The sequence below is a fragment of the Streptomyces reniochalinae genome (assembly GCF_003323735.1).
In the GTDB taxonomy this organism is placed as follows: Bacteria; Actinomycetota; Actinomycetes; order Streptomycetales; family Streptomycetaceae; genus Streptomyces; species Streptomyces reniochalinae.
The window spans coordinates 89506-109768 of the sequence record NZ_QOIM01000042.1; the positions used below are offsets into that span (position 1 = coordinate 89506).

The 20263-nt window shown below is 69.5% G+C and carries 16 protein-coding genes; 10 read left to right on the forward strand and 6 right to left on the reverse strand.

The window, feature by feature from the left end; all coding sequences use genetic code 11:
- The first annotated feature begins 38 nt into the window (after window positions 1–38).
- A complete protein-coding gene (gene recD2 / locus DQ392_RS25800; RefSeq protein WP_114018118.1) occupies window positions 39–2318 on the forward strand; it encodes an SF1B family DNA helicase RecD2 in 2280 nt (759 codons plus the stop codon).
- 121 nt (window positions 2319–2439) lie between these two features.
- Window positions 2440–3756: a citrate synthase gene (locus tag DQ392_RS25805; protein WP_181856588.1), complete on the forward strand. Its 1317-nt coding sequence runs from the start codon at window positions 2440–2442 to the stop codon at window positions 3754–3756.
- Between the two features lie 577 nt (window positions 3757–4333).
- Here DQ392_RS25805 and DQ392_RS25810 read toward each other — a convergent pair.
- Window positions 4334–4552, reverse strand: a complete 219-nt coding sequence (locus DQ392_RS25810; RefSeq protein ID WP_114018120.1) for a heavy-metal-associated domain-containing protein — start codon at window positions 4550–4552, stop codon at window positions 4334–4336.
- 369 nt (window positions 4553–4921) lie between these two features.
- Window positions 4922–5116 carry a helix-turn-helix transcriptional regulator gene (locus DQ392_RS25815; RefSeq protein WP_114018121.1) on the reverse strand — a complete coding sequence of 65 codons (195 nt, stop codon included), beginning with the start codon at window positions 5114–5116 and terminating at the stop codon, window positions 4922–4924.
- Window positions 5117–5363: 247 nt separating this feature from the next.
- Here DQ392_RS25815 and iolC point away from each other — a divergent pair, with 247 nt between their 5' ends.
- The 6 genes from iolC (at window position 5364) to DQ392_RS25845 (ending at window position 14449) form a co-directional block, all read left to right on the forward strand.
- Window positions 5364–6395: a 5-dehydro-2-deoxygluconokinase gene (gene iolC, locus DQ392_RS25820; protein WP_114018122.1), complete on the forward strand. Its 1032-nt coding sequence runs from the start codon at window positions 5364–5366 to the stop codon at window positions 6393–6395.
- A 119-nt stretch (window positions 6396–6514) separates the two neighbouring features.
- Entirely contained in the window at window positions 6515–7411 is an 897-nt protein-coding gene (locus DQ392_RS25825) for a Cgl0159 family (beta/alpha)8-fold protein (RefSeq protein ID WP_114018123.1), read from the forward strand.
- Window positions 7412–7490: 79 nt separating this feature from the next.
- Window positions 7491–8447 (forward strand): 5-deoxy-glucuronate isomerase, encoded by a 957-nt coding sequence (gene iolB / locus DQ392_RS25830; protein WP_114018124.1) that lies wholly within the window; start codon window positions 7491–7493, stop codon window positions 8445–8447.
- The gene (iolD, locus tag DQ392_RS25835) at window positions 8444–10330 is read left to right on the forward strand and encodes a 3D-(3,5/4)-trihydroxycyclohexane-1,2-dione acylhydrolase (decyclizing) (protein ID WP_114018125.1); all 1887 of its coding nucleotides are present in this window, start codon (window positions 8444–8446) and stop codon (window positions 10328–10330) included. Before iolB ends, iolD begins: the two co-directional genes overlap by 4 nt.
- Window positions 10331–10395: 65 nt before the next feature.
- Window positions 10396–11901 carry a CoA-acylating methylmalonate-semialdehyde dehydrogenase gene (locus tag DQ392_RS25840; RefSeq protein ID WP_114018126.1) on the forward strand — a complete coding sequence of 502 codons (1506 nt, stop codon included), beginning with the start codon at window positions 10396–10398 and terminating at the stop codon, window positions 11899–11901.
- Window positions 11902–12082: 181 nt separating this feature from the next.
- Window positions 12083–14449 (forward strand): FUSC family protein, encoded by a 2367-nt coding sequence (locus DQ392_RS25845; RefSeq protein WP_114018127.1) that lies wholly within the window; start codon window positions 12083–12085, stop codon window positions 14447–14449.
- 144 nt (window positions 14450–14593) lie between these two features.
- Here DQ392_RS25845 and DQ392_RS25855 read toward each other — a convergent pair whose 3' ends face one another.
- Window positions 14594–14785: a hypothetical protein gene (locus DQ392_RS25855; RefSeq protein ID WP_114018129.1), complete on the reverse strand. Its 192-nt coding sequence runs from the start codon at window positions 14783–14785 to the stop codon at window positions 14594–14596.
- Between the two features lie 153 nt (window positions 14786–14938).
- On the opposite strand from DQ392_RS25855, the gene DQ392_RS25860 reads away from it, so the two are divergent.
- A complete protein-coding gene (locus tag DQ392_RS25860; RefSeq protein WP_281273045.1) occupies window positions 14939–15436 on the forward strand; it encodes a DUF5753 domain-containing protein in 498 nt (165 codons plus the stop codon).
- Entirely contained in the window at window positions 15429–15524 is a 96-nt protein-coding gene (locus tag DQ392_RS25865) for a DUF397 domain-containing protein (protein WP_245982078.1), read from the forward strand. The genes DQ392_RS25860 and DQ392_RS25865 overlap by 8 nt, the downstream gene beginning before the upstream one ends.
- Before the next feature lie 114 nt (window positions 15525–15638).
- On the opposite strand, the gene DQ392_RS34130 is transcribed toward DQ392_RS25865, so the two are convergent.
- The 3 genes from DQ392_RS34130 to DQ392_RS34135 are packed head-to-tail and all read right to left on the reverse strand — an operon-like array spanning window position 15639 to window position 19415.
- Window positions 15639–16724: a hypothetical protein gene (locus tag DQ392_RS34130; RefSeq protein WP_147266569.1), complete on the reverse strand. Its 1086-nt coding sequence runs from the start codon at window positions 16722–16724 to the stop codon at window positions 15639–15641.
- Window positions 16724–18970, reverse strand: coding sequence for a DUF6571 family protein (locus tag DQ392_RS25870; protein WP_147266570.1), 2247 nt, complete (start codon window positions 18968–18970; stop codon window positions 16724–16726). Before DQ392_RS25870 ends, DQ392_RS34130 begins: the two co-directional genes overlap by 1 nt.
- Window positions 18971–18983: 13 nt before the next feature.
- Window positions 18984–19415 (reverse strand): hypothetical protein, encoded by a 432-nt coding sequence (locus tag DQ392_RS34135; RefSeq protein ID WP_147266571.1) that lies wholly within the window; start codon window positions 19413–19415, stop codon window positions 18984–18986.
- Between the last annotated feature and the right edge of the window lie 848 nt (window positions 19416–20263).

Genomic DNA, 20263 nt, shown 5'->3' on the forward strand with positions numbered 1-20263 from the left:
GCCGCCGGACTGTCGCCGCGCGCGGTTACCGTCGTTGCATGACGTACCAGCCTGCTGTGCTCGAAGGGGTACTGGAGCGCATCACCTACGCCAACGAGGACAACGGGTACACCGTCGCCCGCGTCGACACGGGCCGTGGAGCCGGTGACCTGCTGACGGTCGTCGGTGCGCTGCTGGGCGCGCAGGCAGGCGAGTCGCTGCGCATGGAGGGCCGCTGGGGCTCCCACCCGCAGTACGGCCGCCAGTTCCATGTGGACAACTACGTCACGGTGCTGCCCGCCACCGTCCAGGGCATCCGCCGCTACCTGGGCTCGGGGCTCGTCAAGGGGGTGGGCCCGCGCATCGCCGACCGGATCGTCAGCCACTTCGGCGTGCGCACCCTGGAGGTCATCGAGGAGGACCCGAAGAAGCTGATCGACGTGCCCGGGCTCGGCCCCAAGCGCACCAAGCTGATCGCGGCCGCCTGGGAGGAGCAGAAGGCCATCAAGGAGGTGATGGTCTTCCTCCAGGGCGTCGGCGTCTCCACCTCCATCGCCGTGCGCATCTACAAGAGCTACGGCGACGCGTCGATCTCCGTGGTGCGCGGCAACCCCTACCGGCTCGCGGCCGATGTGTGGGGCATCGGCTTTCTGACCGCCGACCGCATCGCCCAGTCCGTCGGCATCCCGCACGACAGCCCGGAGCGCGTCAAGGCCGGCCTGCGGCACGCGCTGTCGCTCTCGTCCGACCAGGGGCACTGCTTCCTCCCCGAGGAGCGGCTCATCTCCGAGGCGGTCAAGCTCCTCCAGGTCGACACCGGCCTGGTCATCGACTGCCTGGGAGAGCTCGCCGCCGACGAGGAGGAGGGCGGTGTCGTCCGCGAGGCGGTGCCCGACCCCGAGGACCCCGAGCGGGACCTGACCGCCGTCTACCTGGTCCCCTTCCACCGCGCTGAGCGGGCACTGGCCGCCCAGCTCCAGCGGCTGCTGCACACGCCCGAGGACCTGCTGCCCGCCTTCCAGGACGTGGACTGGGAGGCGGCGCTCGGCTGGCTCGCCTCCCGTACGGGCGCCGCGCTCGCGCCGGAGCAGAAGGAGGCGGTCAGGCTCGCGCTGACCAGCAAGGTGGCGGTGCTGACCGGCGGCCCGGGATGCGGCAAGTCCTTCACGGTGCGCTCGGTGGTCGAGCTGGCGCGCGCGAAGAAGGCGCGCGTGGTGCTGGCGGCTCCCACGGGCCGGGCCGCCAAGCGGCTGGCCGAGCTGACCGGCGCCGAGGCCTCCACCGTGCACCGGCTGCTGGAGCTGAAACCGGGCGGCGACGCGGCCTTCGACAGGGAGCGCCCGCTCCAGGCCGACCTGGTGGTGGTGGACGAGGCCTCCATGCTCGACCTGCTGCTGGCCAACAAGCTGATCAAGGCGGTGCCGCCGGGCGCGCACCTGCTGCTGGTCGGCGACGTGGACCAGCTGCCCTCGGTCGGCGCCGGCGAGGTGCTGCGCGACCTGCTGGCCGACGGGGGGCCCGTGCCGGCCGTGCGGCTCAAGCGGATCTTCCGCCAGGCCCAGCAGTCCGGCGTGGTGACCAACGCGCACCGCATCAACGCGGGCTCCCAGCCGCTGACCCAGGGCATGAGCGACTTCTTCTGGTTCGTCGAGGAGGACACCGAGGCGGCCGGTGCGCTGACGGTGGACGTGGCGGCGCGCCGCGTCCCGGCGAAGTTCGGGCTCGCCCCGCGCGAGGTGCAGGTGCTGGCGCCCATGCACCGCGGCCCGGCCGGTGCGGGCGCCCTCAACGGGCTGCTCCAGCAGGCCATCACCCCGGCCCGTCCCGGGCTGCCCGAGAAGCGTTTCGGCGGCCGGGTCTTCCGGGTGGGCGACAAGGTCACCCAGATCAGGAACAACTACGAGAAGGGGGCCAACGGCGTCTTCAACGGCACGGTCGGCGTCGTGACCGCGCTCGACACGGACGAGCAGCGGCTGACGGTACGCACCGACGAGGACGAGGAGATCGGCTACGACTTCGACGAGCTGGACGAGCTCTCCCACGCCTACGCGGTCACCATCCACCGTTCCCAGGGCAGCGAGTATCCGGCCGTGGTGATCCCGGTCACCACCGGCGCCTGGATGATGCTCCAGCGGAATCTGCTGTACACGGCGGTGACGCGGGCCAAGAGGCTGGTGGTTCTGGTCGGCTCACGCAGGGCACTCGGCCAGGCGGTGCGCACCGTCTCGGCCGGCCGGCGGTGCACGGCGCTCGATCACCGGTTGGCCGGACGCAGACAGCCCCGAGAGGCGGGAAGGGTTCCGGGGGGTGACCATGACGGCCAGAAGGGTGCAGGATAGCTAGATGGGCGGCACTCCGTGCCACCATGGAGCCCTCTGGCTGACCCCCAGTGCACCGCACAGCGCTGGATAAGGGAGAGTGGAAGAAGCCAGGGCACCTCGAAGAAGAGGCACTACGTCGGTGAGGGATGACGTGAGCGAGAACCGCGACAGCGAGAAATCCGTAGTACTCCGCTACGGAGACGGCGAGTACAGCTACCCGGTCGTCGACAGCACGGTGGGCGACCGTGGCTTCGACATCGGCAAGCTGCGTGCCCAGACCGGTCTGGTGACCCTGGACTCCGGCTACGGCAACACCGCCGCCTACAAGTCGGCCATCACCTACCTCGACGGTGAGCAGGGCATCCTGCGCTACCGCGGCTACCCGATCGAGCAGCTCGCCGAGCGCGGCACCTTCCTGGAGACCGCGTACCTGCTGATCAACGGCGAGCTGCCCACCGTCGACGAGCTGAGCGGGTTCAAGAACGAGATCACGCAGCACACGCTGCTGCACGAGGACGTCAAGCGGTTCTACGACGGCTTCCCGAGCGACGCCCACCCGATGGCGATGCTCTCCTCGGTCGTCAGCGCCCTGTCGACGTTCTACCAGGACAGCCACAACCCCTTCGACGAGGAGCAGCGGGACCTCTCGACCATAAGGCTGCTGGCCAAGCTGCCGACGATCGCCGCCTACGCCTACAAGAAGGCCATCGGGCACCCGGTCGTCTACCCGAGCAACGACCTCGGCTACGTCGAGAACTTCCTGCGCATGACCTTCTCGGTGCCCGCGCAGGAGTACGACCTCGACCCGGTCGTCGTCAACGCCCTCGACAAGCTGCTGATCCTGCACGCCGACCACGAGCAGAACTGCTCGACCTCCACGGTGCGCCTGGTCGGCTCCTCGCAGGCGAACATGTTCGCCTCGATCTCCGCCGGCATCAACGCGCTGTGGGGCCCGCTGCACGGCGGCGCCAACCAGAGCGTGCTGGAGATGCTCCAGTCCATCCAGGCGGCGGGCGGCGACGTCGACACCTTCATCCGCAAGGTGAAGAACAAGGAAGACGGCGTCAAGCTCATGGGCTTCGGCCACCGCGTCTACAAGAACTTCGACCCTCGGGCGAAGATCATCAAGGCGGCGGCCCACGACGTGCTCTCGGCCCTCGGCAAGAGCGACGAGCTGCTGGACATCGCCCTGCGCCTCGAGGAGCACGCGCTCTCCGACGACTACTTCGTCGAGCGCAAGCTCTACCCGAACGTGGACTTCTACACCGGCCTCATCTACCGCGCCATGGGCTTCCCGACCAGCATGTTCACCGTGCTGTTCGCGCTCGGCCGGTTGCCGGGCTGGATCGCCCAGTGGCACGAGATGATCAAGGAGCCGAACTCCCGGATCGGCCGTCCGCGGCAGATCTACACCGGCGTGGTCGAGCGCGACTACGTTCCGGTCGAGGCCCGCTGAGGCGAGCGATCTCCCGACGGGGCGGCCGTCTCCCCTCCTCGGCCCCCGGTCTCTTCGGTCCTCTTCGGCCCTCCAGGAAGGCCCCGGTCCCTTCGGACCGGGGCCTTCCGGTTGTGCGGTGACGGGCCTTCCGTGTCCGGATTTTCGCCCTCCGCTTGTGAGAGTTGCGAAAGAGACGTAGGTCACAGAAATTGGGGGGTAACCATCGGCGGGGTTCGGGGGTCTAACCGGGTGGCGTCGGCCTCCCGGCGGAGTCGCCGCCGCGCTTCGTGTCCGTCTTGGGGGACGGACGTGAGGTGAAGAAATGGTGAACGTGTGCGGGGAGCTTTGAGCGGCCTCCCGACCCGCACGCTCACCCGTAGAGCGCCCGGCCAGGATCCCGTGGGGGGAATCCATGACCGGGAAGAGAAAGCGCCCCGTCGACGGGCCCGTGGGGGGACTCGGCCGATGGGGCGCTTTTCGCTGTCCGGGGCCGCCGCGCCTCGCCTGGCGGTGGGCGGACGTCTCCCGGGGCGGGGACCACCCGTCGAAGCGGCGGCGGGAGCGCGTTCGGGGCGTGGCCGTCGACGGCGTGCTCTCAGGCGCGGCCGACCAGTTCGTAGCCGGCCTCGTCGACGGCTTCGCGTACGGCGGTGTCGTCCAGTTCGCCGGTGGAGGTGACGTCGACCTGCCCCGAGGCGGCCTGGGCCCGCACCGCCGAGACGCCCTCGATCCGGGAGATCTCCTCGGAGACCGCGCCCTCGCAGTGGCCGCAGGTCATTCCGGAAACCTGGTATGTGGTCGTGACGGTGCTCATGGCCGACTCCTCGTTCTCGGTGCGGAGTGTCCGTACGGAGTACTCGCTGGGTGTATGCATGGGCGGCCCCCGGCGGGGGCCGGGCGCGTGCGCGAGGTCGACTCTATACCCCCTTAGGGTATGCGCCAAGCGTGCTCATGCCGCGCACCGGCCGCCGGAGCCGGGTCCACTAAGGGGGGCACCTTGAGGGGGCGCCGGCGGGGTGCGCCGCGCTGGTGCGGTGGGGTTTGCGGCGCCGCGCCCGTGGGGCGGCACGAGTGGTGCCGCCCCACGGGCGCGGGCCCTGTGAAGGGCTCTCCGGATCCTGCGGTGGGTCCTAGGGAGTGTCTTCAAAGTCCCGCCAGGCAGGCGGGACTTTGAAGACACGACCTAGCGGCCTCCGCGGTGTCCCGGCCTGCGGGTGACCCAGTCGCGGATGGTGTCGGCGAACCAGTAGGGCTTACCTCCTTCCACGAGGTCGGGCGGCGGCAGGAGACCGTGTTTCTTGTAGGAGCGCACGGTGTCGGTCCGGACGCCGATGTGCGCGGCGATCTCCTTGTACGACCAGAGCCGTCGGTCGGCCATCTCGCACCTCCCAGGTTGGCTGGTGGGCAGGCCGTCAGCCTGTGTGGGGTGAACGACGGGGAGTGATCCCCGGCGGGGCGCTGTGGGCGCCCTGTGACAGCGGACCTGTCGAACCGTGACATTGGTGACGGGCGTGCCGAAGGACGGGAGAGCAGGTCAATATGTAAGGACAAACTGTTGACAGGTGTCTCCGGGGCGGCGGACGATGTGCCGGGCACGCACCCGCCGAAGAGAGGGGACGCGATACATGACCGCACCGCACGACGTGGTCACCATGGGCCGCATCGGGGTCGACATCTACCCCCTCCAGACCGGCGTGCCGCTCCAGCACGTGGAGAGCTTCGGGAAGTTCCTCGGCGGGTCCGCCACCAACGTGGCGGTCGCCGCCTCGCGGCTCGGCCGCTCCACCGCGGTGGTGACCCGTACGGGCGACGACCCGTTCGGCGTCTACTGCCACGAGGCGCTGCGCGGCTTCGGCGTGGACGACCGGTGGGTGACACCCGTGCGGCGCTATCCGACCCCGGTCACGTTCTGCGAGATCTTCCCCCCGGACGACTTCCCGCTCTACTTCTACCGTCGGCCCAAGGCGCCCGACCTCGAACTGCTCGCCGACGAGCTGGACCTGGCCGGCGTCGCCGCCGCCCGCATCTTCTGGATGACCGGCACGGGACTGTGCGCGGAACCCAGCCGTACGGCCACCCTCGCCGCGCTGGCGGCACGCGGGAAGGAGCGGGCCCCGAGGAACCACACGGCCGGTGCGGGCCCGCACGGTGAGCCCGACGCCGTCGCCACCGTCTTCGACCTCGACTGGCGGCCCATGTTCTGGGGCGCGGGCGTCGAGGGGGAGTTGACCGAGGCGGAGGCCGCCGAGGCGGCCCGCCCCCACTACCGTGCGGCTCTCGCCCACGCCACCGTCGCCGTGGGCAATCTCGCCGAGTGCGAAGTCGCCACCGGGGTCCGCGAGCCGCGCGCCTGTGCCGAGGCCCTGTTGGCGGCGGGCGCCCGGCTGGCCGTCGTCAAGCTGGGCCCTGAAGGCGTGCTGGCGGTCCACGCGGACGGCTCGGCCGCGCGGGTGCCGCCGCATCCGGTGGAGGTCGTCAACGGGCTGGGCGCCGGGGACGCGTTCGGCGGCGCCCTGTGCCACGGACTGCTGGCCGGCTGGGACCTGGAGTACGTGATGCGGTATGCCAACGCCGCCGGGGCGCTGGTCGCCTCGCGGCTGGCCTGTTCCTCCGCGATGCCGACGGCGCCCGAGGTCGAGGAGCTGCTGCGCGGTTGAGCGGGCGCCTCGCCGCGGCGGCGACCCCCGCCGAGCCGGGGCCCTGCCGAGCTGCGGTGTCGTCGAGCCGCCGTGTTCCCCGCGTGCCCTGCCCCCAACCCTTCGAAAGCGAGCCCACCTTGGCCAGCAGCAGTGTCAGCCTCTCGGAGCTGGCGTCCGTGCGCACCCGGCATCCCGAGGCCATCGCCGAGGCGGCGGCTCGCCGTGCGCGCCGTCCGCTGGTGGACGAGCGCGAGCGGCTGGTGATCGTCGCAGCGGACCATCCGGCGCGCGGTGCGCTGGCCGTCGGGGGCGACGCGCTCGCCATGGCGAACCGTGCCGCGCTTTTGGAACGGCTGGTCGTCGCCCTCTCCCGGCCCGGTGTCGACGGGGTGTTGGCGACCGCCGACATCCTGGAGGACCTGCTGCTGCTGGGGGCGCTGGAGAACAAGGTCGTGCTGGGTTCGATGAACCGGGGCGGGCTGGCGGGGGCCGCCTTCGAGCTGGACGACCGGTTCACCGGGCACCGCCCCGAGGACATCGAGCGGCTGCGCTTCGACGGGGGGAAGCTGCTGCTGCGTATCGACTACAGCGACCCCGGTTCCCTGCGGACGCTGCACGCCACCGCGCGCGCCATCGACGAGATGGCGTCCCGCGCGCTGCCGGTCTTCGTCGAGCCGTTCCTGGCGGGACGGGTGGACGGCAGGCTGGTCAACGATCTGAGCGGCCCCGCCGTGGCGCGCTCGGTCGCCATCGCCTCCGGGCTCGGCGGTACGTCCGCCTACACCTGGCTCAAACTGCCGGTCACCGCGGACCCCGAGGACATGGCGTGGGTGTGCGAGACCTCCGCGCTGCCCGTGGTCCTGCTCGGTGGCGAGGTGAGCGGCGATCAGGAGGGCACCTATGAGAAGTGGCGCAGGGCGCTGAGCCTGCCGACCGTGCGCGGGCTGGTCGTCGGGCGTTCCCTGCTCTACCCGGCCGACGGTGAGGTGAGCGCGGCCGTGGACACCGCCGTCCAACTGACGAAAGGGCTGTGACGAGATGACAGGCACCGGGCAGGCGGGCACGGGCAGGACAGGCGCCGGGACGACGGACACCGGGGATACGGAGACCGGCATGACGGACACCGGGGACGGTTTCCATCTGCGGGCGGGGCGGGCCGCCTCGGGCCCCTACGCCCTCGACATCGATCCCAGGAGCGCGGGCTGGGGCTACTCCTCGCTGCGGGTGCTGGAGGTGGAGCCGGGCGGCTCGCACGTGTGGGAGACCGGCGAGAGCGAGTGGATCGTGCTGCCGCTGTCCGGCGGCTGCACCGTCGAGGCCGAGGGGGTGACGCTCCACCTGCACGGCAGGGAGAGCGTGTTCGCCGCCGTCAGCGACTTCGCCTACGTGCCGCGTGAGGCGGAGGTGACGCTCAGCAGCGCGGCGGGCGGCCGGTTCGCGCTGACGGGCGCGCGCTGCGAGCGGCGGCTGCCGGTGCGGTACGGCGCCGCCGAGGACGTCCCCGTCGAGCTGCGGGGCGGCGGGCAGTGCTCGCGGCAGGTCAACAACTTCGCCGCCGCGCACGTGTTCGAGGCCGACCGGCTCATCGCGGTCGAGGTGCTCACCCCCGGCGGCAACTGGTCCTCCTACCCTCCGCACAAGCACGACGAGGCGAGGGAGGGCGTCGAGAGCGAACTGGAGGAGATCTACTACTACGAGATTGCCCCGCACGGGGCCACCGACGGCGTCGGCTACCAGCGCGTCACCCCCAGCGGCCGCGGGCGCGGCACCGACGTGCTCGCCGAGGTGCGCGGCGGTGACGCCGTGCTGATCCCCGACGGCTGGCACGGCCCCTCCATGGCCGCGCCCGGCCACGACATGTACTACCTGAACGTGATGGCCGGTCCCGGGGTGGATCGCGCGTGGCATATCTGCGACCATCCTGACCACGCGTGGATTCGTGGTACGTGGGCCGAAACACCTGTGGATCCCAGGCTTCCGTTGTACGAGGCGAAGGATTTCGCAGCATCGCACGCCAGTTCGCCCGAAGCGGCGCGAGCCGGTGCGCGGGAAGGGGAGACGAAGCGGTGACCACCGTCAGGCTGACCGTCGCACAGGCCCTCGTACGCTTCCTCGCCGCGCAGTACACCGAACGCGACGGGCAACGGCACCGCCTCATCGACGCCTGCTGGGGCATCTTCGGGCACGGCAACGTCGCCGGCATCGGCCAGGCCCTCGTCGAGAGCGGGCAGGGCCCCGACGCGCCGCTCCCCTTCCACCAGGGCCGCAACGAACAGGCCATGGTGCACGCCGCCGTCGGCTTCGCCCGCCACAGGAGCCGGCTCTCCGCGCAGGCCGTCACCACCTCCATCGGCCCGGGCGCCACCAACCTGGTCACCGGCGCCGCGCTGGCCACCCTCAACCGGCTGCCCGTCCTGCTGCTGCCCGGCGACGTCTTCGCGACCCGCGCCCCCGACCCCGTCCTCCAGCAACTGGAGGTCCCCTACGCGGGCGACCTCTCCGTCAACGACGCGCTGCGCCCCGTCTCCCGCTACTTCGACCGGGTACTGCGCCCCGAGGCGCTGATCCCCGCCGCGCTCGGTGCCGCGCGGGTGCTGGCCGATCCCGCCGAGACCGGCGCCGTCACCCTCGCGCTGCCGCAGGACGTGCAGACGGAGGCCCACGACTGGCCCGAGGAGTTCTTCGCCGAACGGACCTGGCGGGTGGGCCGCCCGGGGCTGGAGCCCGACGTGCTGGCCGCGGCGGCCGAGGCGGTCCGTACCGCGCGCAGGCCGCTCGTCGTCGCCGGCGGCGGTGTCCACCACAGCGAGGCCGAAGCGGCGCTGCGGACGTTCGCGGACGTCACCGGCGTACCCGTCGCCTCCACCCAGGCGGGCAAGGGCTCCCTGCGGTTCGACCACCCGTGCGACGTGGGCGGGATCGGGCACACCGGCACCGCCGTGGCCGACGCGCTCGCGCGCACCGCCGACCTGGTCGTCGGCGTCGGCACCCGCTGGACCGACTTCACCACCGCCTCGGGCACCCTCTTCCCCGGCGAAGCCCGTTTCGTCAACCTCAACATCGCCGCCTTCGACGGGCACAAGATGGCCGGTCTCTCCGCCGTCGCCGACGCGCGCGCCGGCCTGGAGGCGCTCACCGGCGCGCTGCGCGGCCACCGGGTCTCGCCCGACTACGAGGCCGAGTACAGCCGTGGCAAGGAGGCATGGGAGCGCACCGTCTCCGAGGCGTTCGCGCCGCACCCCCTGGACGCGCGCGCGAGGCCCTCCCAGACGCAGGTGCTCGGCGCGCTCGACTCCGTCGTCGGCGACGAGGACATCGTCATCAACGCCGCCGGATCCATGCCGGGCGACCTGCACAAGCTGTGGCGCGCCCGCTCACCGCGCCAGTACCACGTCGAGTACGGCTACTCGTGCATGGGCTACGAGATCCCGGCCGCCCTCGGCGTCGCGCTGGCCGATCCGGAGCGCACCGTGTGGGCGCTGGTGGGCGACGGTACGTACCTGATGCTGCCCACCGAGATCGTCACCGCCGTGCAGGAGGGCGTGCCCCTCAACGTCGTCCTCGTCCAAAACCACGGCTACGCCTCCATCGGCGGCCTGTCCGAGCAGACCGGCGGCGAACGCTTCGGCACCGCCTACCGCTACCGCGACCCGGACGGCGGCTACACCGGTGACCCGCTGCCCGTCGACCTCGCCGCCAACGCCGCCTCACTCGGCATGGAGGTGCACCGCGCCGCCACCTGCGAACAGCTGCGCGAGGCGCTGGCGGCGGCCCGCGCCTCGGACCGGCCCACCTGCGTGTACGTCGAGACCGACACCGAGCCCGACGTGCCGGCGCCGGGACCCGAGGCATGGTGGGACGTGGCCGTCGCCGAGACCTCCACGCGCCCGGCGGCCCGCGCGGCGCGCCAGGAGTACGAGCGGCAACGCGCCCAGCGGCGCCACCACCTGTGACAGCCACCGGCGGCAGCGCGAGCCGGCAGCCGGCACAACCCCGTCCCAAGAAAGGTCCCGGCCCCATGAAGACCCTCGGCCACTGGATCGGCAACAAGCCCCACGAGTCGGCCTCCGGCACCGTCGGACCCGTCTGGAACCCGGCCACAGGCGCCCAGCACACGCAGGTCGCCCTCGCCTCCGTGGACGAGGTCGACGCGGCGGTCGCCGCGGCCAAGGCCGCCTACCGCGAGTGGTCGCAGACCTCACTGGCCAGGCGCACCGCCTTCCTGTTCCGCTACCGCGCCCTGCTGGACGCACACCGCGACGAGATCGCCGCACTCATCACCGCCGAACACGGCAAGGTGCACGCGGACGCGCTCGGCGAGGTCGCCCGCGGCATGGAGATCGTGGAGCTGGCCTGCGGCATCCCCGAGAAGCTCAAGGGCGAGCTGTCCACCGAGGTCTCCACCCGGGTCGACGTCTCCTCGATCCGGCAGCCGGTCGGCGTGGTCGCGGGCATCTCGCCGTTCAACTTCCCCGCCATGGTGCCGATGTGGATGTTCCCGCTGGCACTGGCCTGCGGCAACACCTTCGTGCTCAAGCCCAGCGAGAAGGACCCCTCGGCCGCCTACCGGCTCGCCGAGCTGGCCGCCGAGGCGGGGCTGCCCGAAGGCGTACTCAACGTCGTCAACGGCGACAAGGTGGCCGTCGACCGCCTGCTGTCCCACCCCGACGTGGCCGCCGTCTCCTTCGTCGGCTCCACGCCCATCGCCCGCCACGTGCAGGCCGAGGCCACCGCGGCCGGCAAGCGCGTCCAGGCGCTCGGCGGCGCCAAGAACCACATGCTCGTACTGCCCGACGCCGACCTCGACCACGCCGCCGACAACGCCGTGAGCGCCGCCTACGGTTCGGCTGGTGAACGCTGCATGGCCGTCTCCGTGGTGGTGGCCGTCGGCGCGGCGGGCGACGCGCTCGTCGCCAGGATCGCCGAGCGGGCCCGCGCGCTGCGCATCGGCCCCGGTACCGACCCGGCCAGCGAGATGGGCCCGCTCATCACCCGCGAACACCGCGACAAGGTCGCCTCCTACGTCACAGGCGCCGCGGCCCAGGGCGCCGAGGTCGTCGTCGACGGCACGGGCCCGGTCCTCGAAGGGCACCCCGAGTGCGCCGACGGCTTCTTCCTCGGCGTCTCCCTCCTCGACAAGGTCACCCCCGGCATGGCCGCCTACGACGACGAGATCTTCGGCCCCGTGCTGAGCGTCGTGCGCGCCGAGACCTACGACGAGGCCCTCGCCCTGATCAACTCCAGCAAGTGGGGCAACGGCACCGCCGTCTTCACCCGCGACGGCGGCGCCGCCCGCCGCTTCCAGCTGGAGGTCGAGGCCGGCATGGTCGGCGTCAACGTGCCCATCCCGGTCCCGGTGGGCTACCACTCCTTCGGCGGCTGGAAGCAGAGCCTCTTCGGCGACCTGCACGTCTACGGCAACGACGGCGTGCAGTTCTACACCCGCGGCAAGGTCATCACCACCCGCTGGCCCGACCCCGAGGACAGCGGCGGCGTCAACCTCGGCTTTCCGAGCAACCACTGACCACCCGCAGGACCACCCCGCCCCGCTCCGCCGCCGCCCGCCACGGACGGCGGCGGAGCTTCCGCGACCGGCCACAGCGGAGCTTCCGCAGGCCCCCACGACAGTGCTCCCGCCGCCCGCCACGGAGGGGATCGCCTGCTCAGACGGCATGTGACCCCGCTTTCTCGGTAACCTCGACCACATGCTCGGGAACATGAACGCCGCACCGCTGGCCTGGCTCCGGGCGCTCAAGGACACCGCCCGCTCCGGGCTGACCGTGGAGCGCGCGTCGCTGACGCCGCTGATAGCGGTACGCGGCGCGTGCGGCGTGGGCGTCGTGGTCGGGCTGGCACTGCTCATCGGCACGCCGCAACTCGCGGTCTCCAGCGCCTTCGGGGCCTTCGCCTCCGGCATCGCCACCTTCCAGCGCAGCTGGCGGCCCCGGCCCGTACTGGCGCTGGCCGCCTCCGCCGGACTGGCGATCTCCACCTTCCTCGGCTACCTGCTCGTCGGCTGGCCGTGGGCGTTCGTGCTGCTGCTCGCCCTGTGGGCGTTCCTCGCCGGCATGGCGTGGGGGATAGGGCCCACCTCGGGAGTGGTCGCCGCCTTCAACATCTCCGTGATGCTCATCACCGTCCACCTGCCCGCCTCCACACTGGGCGCGCTCAGCCACGCCGCGCTGATCGCCGCCGGCGGCGTGGTGCAGGCCGGACTCATCGTGCTGTTCCCCATCAGGCCCTGGGGCGAGCGGCGCGAAGCGCTCGCCGACGCGCTCGCCGGAGTCGCCGACTACGCCCGCCGGCTGCGGCACGACCCCATGGCGCCCTTCGATCCCGAACCCCTGATCGAGGCCCGCAGCGCCGCCTACGTCACCCCTCGCCAGGCCCGCCGCAGGCCGCGCCAGTTGCACGGCTACCGCGCGCTGGCCGAACGCTTCCGGCCCGTCCTCGCCTCGCTCGCCGACCCCGTCGTCGGCGGCGCGCCGATGGTCGGACCCGAACGCGACCGGGTACGCGAACTCCTGTCAGCCGCGGCCACCGTGCTGGACGCCACCGCCCGCGCCGTACGGCGCGGCGAACGCGTCCGCCTGCCCGACCAGGCACTCGACGTCCTGCGCGTGCCCAAGAGCGGACCCGTACTCTCCGGGCCCGCACGGCGCGCCGGACTCCGCCTGATCGCGCTCACCGACGACGCCGTCGAAGCCGCCCAGGAACCCGTCGAGGTCACCCGCGGCGGCGTACTGGCCCGCGTCACCTGGCACGTGGCCGACCGCGAAGGGCGCCGCCGCGGCTTCCCCGACCGCGCGCCCCTCGTCGACGCCAGCCTCGACGGACCCTACGGACCCGACCCGGAAGAGCTGGCAGCCGAGGAGGCCGAGGCGGCCCGCCTGAAGGAGACCAAGGCGGCAGGCGGCAAACACACCCCCGCCGCGGGGCACGCGCTCGCCCGCGAACGCCACCTGCACATGCCCACCCTCGCCGGGCTCGTCCCCGTCGCCGTCCGCGCCTTCCGCCGCGAACTCCACTGGCGCTCACCGATCCTGCGCCACGCGATCCGCGTCAGCGTCGTCGCCTCCGTCGGCTACCTCCTGGGCAACGCGCTGCCGCCCGCACACGGCTACTGGGTCCCCCTCACCGCCGCCATGGTGCTGCGACCCGACTTCTCCCGCACCTACGAACGAGGCGTGGGCCGGTTCGTCGGCACCCTGCTCGGCGTCGCCGTCGCCGGCACCGTCATGGCACTCGCCGGCCCGGGCCCCTACCTGAGCGCGGCCCTCGCCGTGGTCAGCGTCGGCTTCATGTACCTGCTGATGCGCACCGGACAGGCCATCACCTCCATCTGCACCGGCGCCTACGTCGTCTTCCTCCTCGGCATCCTGGGCACCGACTGGTACCAGACCGCCTACGAACGCGCCGGACTCACCGCACTCGGCGGAGTCCTGGCCATGCTCAGCTACGCCCTCTTCCCCGCCTGGGAAACCCCCCTGCTGCGCGACCGGCTCGCCGACTGGCTCGCCGCCACGGGCCGCTACGCCATCGCCGTCATGGACGCCTTCGCCGAACCCGCCGAACGAGCCCCCCGCCAGGTCCGCGAAGCCCTGCTCGACACCCGCGCGGCCCGCCAGACCTGGGAACAGACCCTCAACCGCGCCGAAGCCGAACCCGTACGCCACCGCGGCACCCACTCCCCGCTCTCCCGCCGCTCCGCCAGCGACGCCCAGTCCGCGCTCGTCACCCTCGGCCGCGCCACGATGCTGCTGGAGGCGCACCTCCCCGACAGGGAGGCCCCCTCAGACCCCGGGGCCGTCGACTTCTCCGCCGCCCTCGCGCCTGCGGTCGCCGCCGCCACCACCGCCATCCGATCGAGCGAACCTGTCGAGTGGGGCGACGTCCACGCCGCCCTCACCCGCTGGTGGGACCAGGCCGACCACCCGCCCCCCGTCGCCCTGCGCACCGCCGAACTCCTCACCGACGCGTTGGACGACCTCGCCCAAGCGGTGACTCCCCGCGACTCCTCGGGACGCGGGCGGGAGCCCCACGCAACTGGTGCCCGTACCGATAAATCATGATCGGCGGCGCGCCGTCGTCGGCTGCCGCCTCCAGCATGACCCGGTAGATGAACGGCGCGGGCCCCGTCACCTGCACGACGGTCCCCGCCTTCCCCGTCTTCCCCGTCTTCTCGTCGCGCACCCTGTCGCCCTCGCCCCACACGGTCACACACTCCGCAGCGGACGGCGAGGCGCGGCCTCGCCGCGCTCGCCTTCACTGTGCTTGTGCCGCAGGTGTGCTCCGAACAGCGCCTCCAGATCGGCCCGCGGCTTCGGGTCCCCGGCCGCCCGGTTGATCTGCGTCCGGTACCACTCGCAGTCCAAACACTGCTCGCGGCTCGCTCGTTCCCGTTCCATGGATGCCTCTATGCCTCTACGCCTCTATGCCTCTTGGATGCTGAAGATTTCCCTTCCGGACCTCAAGAGTGCGTCACCGGGCGTAATCACAACAGCACCGACAGCATGAGGGTTGAGTGGTAATGGGTCGGACTCGAACAACCGGTCCCGCAGCTGTTCGAGGAGCGCGTCAGGCTTCGCATGGCACGGCAATCGCGTCTGGACGAGCCCGGGGCTCCGTCGTTCCGCCTGGTCCTCGACCAAGGCGCGATCGAGCAAACCGTTGGCGGCAATCGGACGATGCGCGAGCAATTGCTGAGTCTGCGGCGGGCATCCGGCCGGCACACGATTCAAGTGCTTCCTTTCGGATCACGCGAGCACACGATGCTGGGGGGCACGCCGGTCCTCCTGACCATGCCCGACGGGTCGGAACTGGCTTACAGCGAAGGGGCGGACCACGGGCGGATCATCGACAAGCCCGAGCACGTCCGCGCCTACGCCCGGTCGTTCGAGCAACTGTGCGCCGACTCGCTCTCTGCGGAGCGGTCCGCGCGACTGATCACCGAGGCGGCGGCTCGCTGCGGGCGCGCACCACGCGAGCGTCGCGCCCTCACCGGCAAGGTGCTGCGTCATCGTGGCGGACGGCTACCACGGCATCGTCCCGGTGCGTGACAGCAAGGCACCCGCCCGCACGCCACTGATGTACTCGGCAACGGCCTGGACGGTGTTCGTCAACGGGCTGAAACGACAGGCGCGCTGACTGGGCCCGCGCCGGCCCGAGGTGGTCCCGCACCGGCGATCAGTCGAAGCCTCCCACTACTTTGCTGCCAGCCCATGGGTAAAACGCCTCGGAAGCCGGACCGGGAAATGCGCGTCACGGTAGTGCGGGGCTTGCACATCCGTGCTGCTCCGCGAGCTTTGATCCGAAGGCGTCGAGCAACTTTCGTTCGAAGTCGGCACTTACTGTGAGTCGGTCTTCATAATCGGCGAACGGAGGAGTCAAGCTGGCAGCTGTGAAGAGGGATGCCGACTCCGTTCCGTGACACCGTGCTGTGGACCAGGCCCAGCCCGGTGTCTCCTCGTCGCGCCCCGCCTTTCCTGGCACCCCGTTAATGATTGCGCCGACGGAGTACCCCCGTGCAAGGGGGCCGTAGAGAGCGGAAAGGCGATAGACCTTTTCATCCTTCTCGTTTACGAGTAGGCAATCCTGCGCGGGAACCTCAGCCACCGCTTCGGTGCCGATTGCCTTCGTGATGCCCCATTTTCGTGCCTCGCGGGCGATACTCCGTAGGCTGCGACACGTTCCGGTGGCCTGAGAGAGAGGCTTTGGTGCGCTCATCACCATGTCGGTAGGTGCCTGGCGCACCTCCTTTCCCAGCCCGGCGTGGCACTTCCATTTTTCGTCCGCTTTCCTGGCGATGACTGTGGTGGCTTGTGCCAGCCTAAGCCGCTCCTCAGCATTTTGAGAGAAGTGGGTATCTGTACCGGCCAAGTCGTACTTGACGTTGACAAGTATGTGCTCACGCCCTTTCGCACGGCAGTTCATCACCACCGTCGCATGCGCGGCGGTACCCCCGTCGACCGTCAGGACCCCGGTCCAACCTGCCCCCAGGGGAGCGGAGGTTGCATTGGTTGCCAGGGGTTTCTGGTTCGCTTGTGTGGCGACCCCGGGCGCCGTCGCCTCAGTGCCGATCGAGATCGTCGCGAGCCGTTTCTTGTCCTCGGCGACCGCCTTACATTCAGTGAGGAGACCATGCGAACCGACCACACCCCCGTACCGAGGCCTCCGGCTGTTGACCTCATTACCCGGGAACAGCTTCTGTGCGGCGTCTTCCTGGAACGCTCCCTCACACATGGGTTCGAAGCCTGTCTCGCCCACTTTCTGCTGTACGAGAATCGCTGCCGCTGCGCACATGACGAGTCCGACGGAGCCAGCGGCCACATGTTTACGCTTGAGCATCAGTCGTCACCGCGGCCGAGCCATCCGTCGGCCTGCCGACGTGACGCGTCCCGCCCACTCATCGCGAATGTCGACTTCAACACAGTGAGCGCGGAGTCCTGCCCTTTTACATCGGAAGAGTCTGCCCAGTCATTGACCAGGTATCGTATCTGCGAATCGGATGAAAGCCACTGCCGCGTAAGCTCTTGTCGCGCCTCGGTATCTGCTGACTGTTTCACGTTGTTGCTCTCTTCCCAAGTTCCCGTGTCAATCGACCGTTGAATCGAATCCCCTACGAAGGGAATGGGAGTGAACACCCCGCCGACGATGTGGTATTTGAGCTTGGCGTTCCAGTCCGCTTCGCTCATTTCCTCATCCCGCAGATCGAGAACACGGTCGCGCCGTATCGCTTCGAAAGCTCCCATGGAGGCTCCGGCGTGTGTCATGGCGTTTTGAACGTCGCCATCTTCGGGGCCTGCCTGCGGTGAAAGTTTCGCAACGTCTTGCCGAATCTGTTCTCGCTCGGCTTGATGCATCACGGCAAAACCTTCCGGTGTGTCCGCAACGCCCCGCATGACACGGACGAGTTTTTCTGGGTGGGCGGACAGGTGCGCGTTGTTCTCGGAGCCGTAGATGCCAATGTGATCCCGCACGTCCTCCCCGCGGTACAGAGTCGTGTGGGTATCCGGCGCATAGTCGGCCAAGGCGTTCGCTATCGGGCGTTGTAGGTTCTCCGGCAGCGAGGAGCCACCCATACCGGGGTCGGCCTGGTTGATGACCTGGTTCATGATCCTCGCCTCAGGGATCGTGTGCGTGGCGTGAGGGCGCGCGGCCCCGTCGCCCACGATCGGCTGTTCGCCAGTCGCTCCGGCCTCGATGGCCCGAGCCAAGCCCCTGCGAGCGTCGCTGTTCTCCTTGTCCGGATCATGCATCCCCGCCGGGTCGGGGGAGCCGAGGTCGACGTGGTTCCAGTCGCGGTCCTTCAGTAGGTACTTGAGATTGTCTCTCTTGTCGTCCGGGCCCGGATCAAGATATTCGGTGGAAGCCTCGGGGTCGTGTGACATCACTTCGAGAACTCCGTCGAGAGGGTCGTGAGCGAAGTGAGCCTCCTTCTTGCTGCCGAAGTCTCCCTTCAGGTCCCAGATATCAGGGTCGCCACCTTGGTCCTCGTCCTCAGCTTTCCGAATCGCGTCGGCAGTGTCGAAGAGGAACTGTTTGCCATAGCCGTCACCGCGTTGCATGAGGGATACCAGGCTTTGATAGCCGCGGACCTTCTGGCCGTGATCACCACTTCCGCTCTCTGCCGGGATCTTTTCTCCGGCAACTTTCAGATCGTATTCTTTGAGCCCGGCTTTTTTCATGCCCTCTTGGAATCTCTTGTAGAAGGCCGAGTCCGGGTTCTTCGTGGCACTGGAGAGGTTCGTCGCGAGTGCCTTGTCCAATGACGTGTAGGACTTCTTGTGGTCCTTGTCATCGTAGTAGGCGAGGTCATCGAGGCGGTCATGTGTCTTGATGAGGCCTTCTGGCCCCCCAAGGGAATTGATGAGGGTGCGGCTGAATGCAGGCTCGTCCCCGTGGGCGCGCGCCAGGATGGCTGCCTCGCGCAATTTCTCAGGCGCGGGCGTCTCGCCATCCTTGATGCTTTCGTAGGTCTTCGCTGCGCGGGCCGCGTTCTTTTTGATGACGTCATCGCCTACAGCACCGTTGAACCCGTTGGGCAGGCCCTTTTCGGGCTCTTTCGGATCAGTCATGAAAGTGGTACAAAGACCGGCATCGGCGTCTTGTGTGTCTTTGACAGCCTGCTTGATCTTGTTTGTCCACTTGTCCTCGACGACCGCTTTGGCTTTGGGGTTTTCGCGGTAGCCGTCGGCGACTTCCTTGCCCTTCTTCGCCGCGACCTTGTCAAGATTCATCGTGCAGTGGCCGCGCGAGTTCACATTCATGCCGGCGTCTTGTGCGTCGTCACGGGCTCGCTCAACTGCCTTCTTGTGGGCGTCCAGAGTCGCATGAGCCAGTCGGAAGAGGGCGCCCACTCCGTGAGCCTCGCCCTTGGCCTGGTCGTACTCCTCGGCTGTCTTACGGCCCCACTGCCCAAAGGCCTTCGCGGACGCCCCTTGCCAACTGTCGGCATCGACAGCGGCTTTGACGTGGTCTCTGTAGTCCTGGCCGAGAGTCCCGAACTTCTTGGCCATTCTTTCCCAGGCCTTTGCGGCCTCCTCTAGACAGCCCAAGTCCGCATGCAGGATATCGTCGTATGAAACCGCCATGCTGCTGTGCCCCTCAGAGGTCGTCGAGCTGGCTCTTGGCCCGAGGCTTGGATACGTCCATACTCGTTGAGACTTGCACGTCGATACCAGAGAGGATCTTGTTGACGTCCAGCAAGGCCTCGTGCTCGTACGTAAGACTTCGGGTGAGATGTTTGTGATGCTCGCGCCAAGAAGTCAGTCGATGGCGAACCCCGGCCCACAGTTCCCAACCGTGGAGTTTTCCGCGAGAAGTAGTCGGGCTTTGCGGGTTTCCCGAGATGAGCTCGGTATCAGCATCCGCGACAGAGCCGGCTGTGGTTGTTGCCGGCCCCAACGTATCGTGGATGTACACCGCTGCCGACTGCTTCTTCGACTCATCGTGGGCAAGGTCGGATCTTTTCGGGATATGCCCGCCAGGTCTCATGCCCGGACTGCGTTTGAGATCCGATTCCTTGTCGTCCCCCATGCCGTATTCGCCCCCCTGGGTCTCTCTTTCACGCGAGACCGCTCCATGGCGATGAGCAGGCCCTCCGGCCGCTGGTCCACGGGAAGGGTCTGCTGAGCGGCCGCGCGGAAAATCGGTCCCCAAAGCTAGCAAGGTCTGTCACCGAACGCCACCGGCAGAAGCGGAGGGTGACGGGTGCTGCTTGCCGTAGTGCAGAAACCCGGCGGGCGGCGGCTGTGGCCAGGTGGTGGGTGGTACGGCGACGGGCCGGATGTCAGCTGCGCGCGATGAACCGGATCCGGTCCTGGTCCCGTGGTGACGGTAGAGACCGCAACAGGAGAGACGATGACGCAACCACCGGGGTACGAACCCGTATCCCCTTTGGGCCCAGAGGAACAGAACGAGTTCGGGATCCCGGGTTCGCCCGTGTCACCGATCGAGTCCCGCACAACTGCCTGGCCCACGAAGGAGGCCAGGTCCGCTGAGGCGACCCAGCGGCAAGGGCAAGGGACGGCAGGGGCAGGCGCTGCCGGTGCCACCGAGCCGTGGCGGGGAGACGTCTCTCTGCCCGATCCGTACGCGTACCAGGCAGCAGCCAGGCTTCCGGACAACCAGGCACGGCAAATCAGCGCCAACGCCCCCTGGCTACGCAATTCCCTCTACATGAGTCCGTCGGAAGCCGCACGCAGTCAGGACCTCTCCTCTGTGCCTGGAAACCCCATTCCCGGCGGCGCGGGCACGTACGGACCCCGCGACGCGCCGGGTAGCAGCGAGAACAAGAACAACAAAAGATCGGAGAACCAAGGCCTCAAGCGGAGTATGGCGGTACGCGAAAGCCCCCTGCTCAAACAGGGCGGGCAGAGGAGAGG

What these genes read in the sequence shown, in the direction of transcription:
- DQ392_RS25870 (WP_147266570.1), bottom strand. Translation starts at nt 18,970, where the DNA reads ATGGCGGTTTCATACGACGATATCCTGCATGCGGACTTGGGCTGTCTA.
- DQ392_RS25855 (WP_114018129.1), bottom strand. Translation starts at nt 14,785, where the DNA reads ATGGAACGGGAACGAGCGAGCCGCGAGCAGTGTTTGGACTGCGAGTGG.
- DQ392_RS25840 (WP_114018126.1), top strand. Translation starts at nt 10,396, where the DNA reads ATGAAGACCCTCGGCCACTGGATCGGCAACAAGCCCCACGAGTCGGCC.
- iolC (WP_114018122.1), top strand. Translation starts at nt 5,364, where the DNA reads ATGACCGCACCGCACGACGTGGTCACCATGGGCCGCATCGGGGTCGAC.
- recD2 (WP_114018118.1), top strand. Translation starts at nt 39, where the DNA reads ATGACGTACCAGCCTGCTGTGCTCGAAGGGGTACTGGAGCGCATCACC.
- DQ392_RS25810 (WP_114018120.1), bottom strand. Translation starts at nt 4,552, where the DNA reads ATGAGCACCGTCACGACCACATACCAGGTTTCCGGAATGACCTGCGGC.
- DQ392_RS25815 (WP_114018121.1), bottom strand. Translation starts at nt 5,116, where the DNA reads ATGGCCGACCGACGGCTCTGGTCGTACAAGGAGATCGCCGCGCACATC.
- DQ392_RS34130 (WP_147266569.1), bottom strand. Translation starts at nt 16,724, where the DNA reads ATGCTCAAGCGTAAACATGTGGCCGCTGGCTCCGTCGGACTCGTCATG.
- iolB (WP_114018124.1), top strand. Translation starts at nt 7,491, where the DNA reads ATGACGGACACCGGGGACGGTTTCCATCTGCGGGCGGGGCGGGCCGCC.
- DQ392_RS34135 (WP_147266571.1), bottom strand. Translation starts at nt 19,415, where the DNA reads ATGGGGGACGACAAGGAATCGGATCTCAAACGCAGTCCGGGCATGAGA.
- DQ392_RS25845 (WP_114018127.1), top strand. Translation starts at nt 12,083, where the DNA reads ATGCTCGGGAACATGAACGCCGCACCGCTGGCCTGGCTCCGGGCGCTC.